The organism is Xanthovirga aplysinae, assembly GCF_009711365.1.
Taxonomy (GTDB): domain Bacteria; phylum Bacteroidota; class Bacteroidia; order Cytophagales; family Cyclobacteriaceae; genus Xanthovirga; species Xanthovirga aplysinae.
Window position 1 is genome coordinate 1 of sequence record NZ_SMMB01000991.1, and the last position, 6295, is coordinate 6295.

The following is a 6295-nucleotide window of genomic DNA, read 5'->3' on the forward strand; positions in this document are numbered from 1 at the left end:
ATTTTTTTATTGATTGTTGGTTACCATTATATTTTCTCCCCACCTCACTTACCACTACCAATATTCAACAAATCATCTAGCCAGGTATTTGGGCCCTCAAAATTTTATCGTATCCCTCAATTATTTTTCTAAGGCCCTCCGTTTCCTTAGATGGAGTCATTTTTAGCTCTATTTTGGAAATACACCTCTGGTCTCTTCTCTGCTCACCCGTTTCCTCTTTGTGATGATTTTTTTGAGGAAAGGAAACCATCAATTCGTTATTCTCCAAGGCAAACTCCAGTTCGGTCACTACCTTAACCTCATCAATGGAAGTTAATGAAACTGGAACCAATGAGATTAGGGGAACATGGACATCATGAACGCTGTGCCCCCCTTTTGTTTCCTTTGGAAATTGTAAGGTGACCATTTTGGGTTTTAAGCAGGTGTTTTGGGATGTTGAAAAGCCTTCCCCCTTAATAGCATTGGCCACATCCAGAACAGCATTAGCAGCTTTTTCCAAAGAAACCGGATCCGGTTCGCTATTATCTTTGAGTTTATCTGTAGCTTCCTTCGCTTTTTGAAGTTTAATTTCTAAGTTATCTGAGCTTTTACTTTCTTCGAAGTATTGACCAACGATGTCCTGATTTTTGGATGCCAGCCCATCACAGGCAGCCATGGCCGCCTGGTGAAAGGCCTCTAAAAGACTTTCAAAACTTATCATGCTTGTAGGTTTTAAAGTTGACTATATTTTGTACCTGTTAATTATTACCTTGCAACTGATTAAATTTGTGCAAAGCACTTTCCACTTGTTTCTTATCTTCATTTGCAAGACTAATAACTGACCGACAGCCAGAACAAGAAAACGACTGACCCTTGAGCAATAATTGTGGATCAAACAAAATTTTCTTTCCACATGCTGGGCATGACAATTCATTCATAACAACATTTTATTTTTAAGGGAGTCGGAACAATTAAGCCCCAACTCCCAAAACATTTCATTTTTCAAATACTATTTTATATCTTAAAAAGGCGATAAAAACATAAGTAGCTTAACTGCCACCATTTTCAGTAGGCATTATCGTTGGTTGAATACTTTTAGTTAAAGCATCCAAAACAACTCCTACACCATCAGGTAAAGGCAATTGCCCGGCATGCACCTTTACTGAATATTGTGCACTATTGCTTTTTTGATAATGGGAGTTGTATGAGGAACTGCTACTAGAATCATGACTAATAGAACCCCTAACAGTGGCAGAAAACGGTCCCCATCCCACTTTAGCTTCCAAGCTTGCCTGAGCAGCTGTACTGGTAGCGCTTTCTTCTGATCTTTCATCAGAAAAGCTTGATTTCACCTCCATATCAAAGGATATATCTACATTATCCACAGCTAAAGAATTCATAGGAATAATGGTCATTAGGGGTAAGTCAAAGGTTGTATCCACAGTAGTAATGGTAGGGTCACCCCCGGGATCACTGGATGGATTGATCACTCCCTGGGTCAACAGCATTTTGATCATTACTGGTTTATAGGTGGCATCATCATCGGAACCTTCTTTTTGAAAACAAGTATCCATGATAAACTTGGTTTGTGTAGCAGCCATTTGATTGTTGGCTGATGCGGCAGCAATTAATGGTCCTCCGATAAGATCTCCCATTGGCAGCCCTGTGAATTGCTGCGCCATTGAAACTAATTCTGGCATAAACTTTAAAATTAAATGTTAAACAATTGATAAAAATGCAATTTGGAATCACCACATTGGCTCCCAAGTGCAGAACATACATGGGAAAAACAACTATTTATCAATGGAGTATGCTAGCTCGACAATTACTATTAGGACTATGTTTTAACAGTCTATTTTAACTTTACTCTCTATGAACGGTATAGGCATTATCCATGTACAAAATTTAAGAAGGTTGGTATTAGGTTATACTTTTATTTGCAACTTTTTCCTTCCTTTTCCCAAAGTAATACCTACGGCAATAAGGTTTCGGCTAACCTAATGGTACGAGCCTTTCCTGAGTCAGAAATGATGTCTACCCTTGTTGACAAGGGAACTGAATCGTACCCAACATCTAGTCCAAAGGTTCTTGCCTCCGAGCTTTTGGGTTCAATACCTCTCAATATCTTAGGATTCCCCACCCTATCATTAGTTTGGTTAACCACATAATCTATAGTATTTTTAGCTCCCTTTGGTAAATTTTCAAATTCCACAGTGCTTCCTCCTTTAATTGTGGCTGTTCTTACTTCCAGGCCATCAAATTCTTTTTTAAAACTCTCATAATAAATCTGCCTGGCGATTTCTAGGGTTTTTCCTGACACAGCCCCGTCATCCACAATAACGATTTTTGGTGAATGCCCGTCCTGAGTTTGTCGTAATAACTCTTCTCTTATATATGCCAGCTCTTCCTTTCTGAATTTCTGGCTATCCTCAATCCCATCAAAGAGTGCCCTAGAAGACTCTTTCACTGCCTGCGGGCGAGTATACCAAAGGGTAGGACGATTACCTTTTAACACACCCAATGCACCAGCCAATTTATTTGCTGCATGCGCTCCCCCTGTCGGCAGCCCAACTAATAAATCAGGCACAAAATCAGAATCGTTAAGGACGGCAGCGAGCATCATGGCCCCCGGATCAAAGGGTGTTTTGAAATCTTCCCGAGCTTTAGGCTTCACATCCTTAGGACCAGCAATTACATCAAAATCAATGGTGAGTAATAGGCCACATGCTTTTTGATAGCTAGCCATTGCAGAGTTGTAATCCCGTTTTACTGTTCCGTAAAAAAAGGCCTCATTTATAAGAGCAGCACATCCTGCCACCCTTTTTTTATAGGTAAACAAGGGTTCAAGTGAAGCACTGGCAGGAATACGTAATACGGCATCACTAGTCCACTGTGAGAGGGCGTCCAGTAAATAACGAAACTCACTTGCTTCATTAATAGAAGTCTTAATGGCGAACTCCTTCATCTTTTTTACCATAGTTGCCTTGTCAGGCAGTTCTTGAGGGGAGCCTTTAGCAAAAGAACTATCCAACCCGAGTAATATTTCCTGTTTCACACTTTCTCTATCCAATCTCATTCGTAAATCTTCCAATTGCTTTTCAACATCCTCATAATCATCAGCACTCAAATCAAGCCCACTGATTTGTTTTAATTTCTCTTCAATATCGACTAATTCTTCAGCCTTTTTTGCTGCCAGGTAGTCTTCATTACCCTCATATATTTTATTAAAATCATCGAGCATATCTTTCACATTTTTTTGAAGACTGATAAGCTGTTCCTCCTTGGAGGAATAAAACCAGTTGGTTAAGCGTCCAAAACCTAAAAAACGTGAAAAAGTAAGCCCTTCCCTGGGGGAAGTGTTAACTCCTTGACCAGAACCTTGACTCGAAGAGGCTATGGACGCCCCATTCGAGGTAGTGGTTAATTCGGGACTTTCCACTCCAATGCTCCCATCTTTTGTCTCATCTCTAAAGTTTACCTTTCCGTCTATGGAATCACGTCTTGTTTTTCCTTTTCTTATTCTTAATGACATAATTGTGAATTGGTTAATAATTAAAATCTCTCTCTTTAATACCCCTGGGAGGATTATGTATTGACATTATGGGGCTGCAGAAGCGGTGGTGAAGAACGTTTCAAACTTTCTCAGAAGGCCCATTTTCTTTCAGCTTTATTTCTGAACAGTCTATAACTATATTTACAGGCAATACCAATGGACTTTAACCAAGTGGGAATGTGCAGGACTATGGTGGATTGATCTTTTTCACCCCCTTTATTATTTAGCCTTATCTTTATCAATTCAAGAAATTAAGCATTGGCCCATTCATTGACAGGGGCTTCTACCAAAAGGGCTTGTGCTTCAAAAGGAATGGGTTAAAATTTAAGAGGAATCCAGTTCACATAAGAAGCCCTATGTAAGAGTCTCCTAGGAACATTGTTGTTGGCTTATACTTCCCTAAAGTCCACAGCTCTTTGATTATTTGAGGCAGCAAACCAATAAGCAACCACTACTTTAAAAAAATGTCCTACAAGTTTTTCTAATGAGGAACAGGATAATTTCCAAAGAGAATACGGCTTCGCCAACTCAGTCACTTCCACTGTTTTTTGATCATAATTAATTCTAAATGATGGCTTAATTCGAAATTTGTCCATTACAAATATATAGGGTGGAATGCCTTCTGAGCGGATACAGGCCAGAGTCAAATTGTGGACTAGACATGGACATATCCATTTTTTTATTGCAAAAGAGGAATAATTTGGGAAAGGAGAAATTTTAATTAATGGTCTATTAATAGGGGCAGGTGGGGCTCCGAATTTAAGCAACGAAAATTTGCCAACTGCAACCCTCTTTCCCATTACTCTCAAAGTGTGTCGAAAAAACTTCGAAGAAACTCATAAAAATCGTTTCCTTTTTGAATTCCCAACTTATCCTTAAGCCTGGTTTTCCTTTTCCTAAAGGATTCATCACTCATATTGAAACGATTAGCAATGGTTTGATTACCTTCTTTTAACAAAATGCAGGAACAAATCAACAGATCATCCTTGGTCAAAACGGGAAAGAATTGATTAAGCTTTTCGAGAAATCCCGGGAATACACTATCCACTTCTTCTGAAATCAAATTCTTATTACTAAGTTTTTCCCTCTCTTTCTCGTATTCATTTAAAAGGTCATAAAGCTTATTTTTATGTAGAGGCGTTTTAGCTATCATTTCCTCAATTTTGCCTTTGAAGCTGTGTATCATAGTTTCGTAGGCCAACACTTTAGTATTTCGATATTCTTCCTCCTTTTCTTTCTGTTGTATACTATGTCTGTACCTTTTGTCTTCAATTAAGGCCTTTCTTATGCGATTTATGATTTCAATTTTATGCTGATGAATGGGCTTACAGATGTAGTCGTTGGCACCTAACTTAAAGGCATAAGCCAAATCTTCAGCCTCTGTATAAACCCCAGTAATGATAATAAAGGGCAGATCACTGTAAGATTTATTATTCAAAATTCCCCTTCTGATTCTTTGTAAAAGTTCAATTCCATTGATTTCCGGAAGATGCCAATCAGCAATTATCAGGGAAATAGGTAATTCCTCCAAAAGTTCCAAAGCCATTGGTGCCGTGCTTGCCACAATCACATCATAACCAGCCACACTAATACATTCTTCAAGTGCCAGACGGGCTTTATGTTCATCATCGATCACTAAAATTGATTCTTTATTTTTCATCTGTGTCATTTATTAATTGACTAAATCTTTCTTCATTGCAATACTCCACGGCTTGAATTAAATGCTTTTTAAATACCTTTAGGGCAGGAGAATCTTCCTCATGAAGAGAAGCCAACACCCCTCTTACTTTCGAAGCCTGGTGTACTTTTAGTCCCTTGAGTTCTTTCAATACATTTTGAATTATTATTTTGTCCTTATCAGAAAGCTTGGAAGGCTTTGAAATACCCGTTTGAAACCCAAATCTGGAAGAAGAGGTCAATGTTTCCTCTTCAATGGCTTTATAAGGATATGAAATGATGAAGCAACTTCCTTTTCCCAATTCGGAATGTACTTCAATGGTTCCACCTTGAGCCTCTACGGCAATTTTACAAAAACTTAGTCCCAGCCCTTGTGAATATTGGTTTACCTTTGAAGAAACCTGATAATACTTATTAAAAATTTTTGCTTGCTGGCTCTCTGTCATCCCAATACCTTTATCTTTTATATGTATCTTTATTATACCTTCATTCGTTAATAATCCGTCGACTTGAATAAGGCCCCCATCAGGGGAGAATTTAATCGCGTTCAAAAGAAGGTTATAAAAGACCCTTTGATTAAAGTTTTTATCAACATGTATTAAAACCTCCGGAAGATTAAATTCTAACCTTATATTTTTTTGAGCCCTTTTCAAATCGATTAAACCAGCAGTTCGATTAACTTCTTCTTTCAAAGAATACCAATCAACCTGAATAGTAATTTTTTTCCCTTTTTGTCGATGAATGAACACCAAGTCTTGAATTAAATAGAGCATTTCTTCTAAAAGGTATTTGACTTTAGGTAATCTTGCCACTTCACTAGAATAAAGGCTATCAACAAGGGCGGTAAGGTCGTGGGTAGCATAATTCGTTAACTCCTTTCTATTATCTGACTCCTCACTTAGTTTTTTAAAATTTTTACTCCAAAATGTAATATCACTCTTCAGTTTTTCATTTTCACATAGGACTGCCTCATAGGATTGAGTCAATAATTGCTTACTACAGTATAACCGGGTAAATAGGGCAAGCAAAAGAAAAATAACAAGGCATAATACAAGTGTCAGATTTGAAAATGGTTTTAAAAAACTT

The 6295-nt window shown here is 38.0% G+C and carries 7 protein-coding genes; all 7 read right to left on the reverse strand.

Translation table 11 applies throughout. The features are described from left to right. Positions 1–76: 76 nt before the first annotated feature. Positions 77–700, reverse strand: a complete 624-nt coding sequence (locus E1171_RS09765) for a DUF2589 domain-containing protein (RefSeq protein WP_155205818.1) — start codon at positions 698–700, stop codon at positions 77–79. 37 nt (positions 701–737) lie between these two features. Further along, a complete protein-coding gene (locus E1171_RS09770) occupies positions 738–917 on the reverse strand; it encodes a hypothetical protein (protein ID WP_155205819.1) in 180 nt (59 codons plus the stop codon). 111 nt (positions 918–1028) lie between these two features. Beyond that, positions 1029–1679, reverse strand: coding sequence for a DUF2589 domain-containing protein (locus tag E1171_RS09775; protein WP_155205820.1), 651 nt, complete (start codon positions 1677–1679; stop codon positions 1029–1031). Positions 1680–1951: 272 nt separating this feature from the next. Further along, on the reverse strand, positions 1952–3511 hold the full coding sequence (locus E1171_RS09780) for a hypothetical protein (protein WP_155205821.1): 1560 nt from the start codon (positions 3509–3511) through the stop codon (positions 1952–1954). Between the two features lie 410 nt (positions 3512–3921). Further along, the gene (locus E1171_RS09785; protein WP_155205822.1) at positions 3922–4128 is read right to left on the reverse strand and encodes a hypothetical protein; all 207 of its coding nucleotides are present in this window, start codon (positions 4126–4128) and stop codon (positions 3922–3924) included. 209 nt (positions 4129–4337) lie between these two features. Then, a complete protein-coding gene (locus E1171_RS09790) occupies positions 4338–5192 on the reverse strand; it encodes a response regulator (RefSeq protein WP_187696370.1) in 855 nt (284 codons plus the stop codon). Further along, positions 5182–6295: sensor histidine kinase (locus tag E1171_RS09795; RefSeq protein ID WP_187696371.1), on the reverse strand; the 1114-nt coding region annotated here is incomplete at its 5' end. The genes E1171_RS09790 and E1171_RS09795, both read right to left, overlap by 11 nt.

Bases quoted from the DNA above. Each gene is read 5' to 3' on its own strand.
- E1171_RS09765 (WP_155205818.1), bottom strand. From the start codon at position 700: ATGATAAGTTTTGAAAGTCTTTTAGAGGCCTTTCACCAGGCGGCCATG.
- E1171_RS09770 (WP_155205819.1), bottom strand. From the start codon at position 917: ATGAATGAATTGTCATGCCCAGCATGTGGAAAGAAAATTTTGTTTGAT.
- E1171_RS09775 (WP_155205820.1), bottom strand. From the start codon at position 1,679: ATGCCAGAATTAGTTTCAATGGCGCAGCAATTCACAGGGCTGCCAATG.
- E1171_RS09780 (WP_155205821.1), bottom strand. From the start codon at position 3,511: ATGTCATTAAGAATAAGAAAAGGAAAAACAAGACGTGATTCCATAGAC.
- E1171_RS09785 (WP_155205822.1), bottom strand. From the start codon at position 4,128: ATGGACAAATTTCGAATTAAGCCATCATTTAGAATTAATTATGATCAA.
- E1171_RS09790 (WP_187696370.1), bottom strand. From the start codon at position 5,192: ATGAAAAATAAAGAATCAATTTTAGTGATCGATGATGAACATAAAGCC.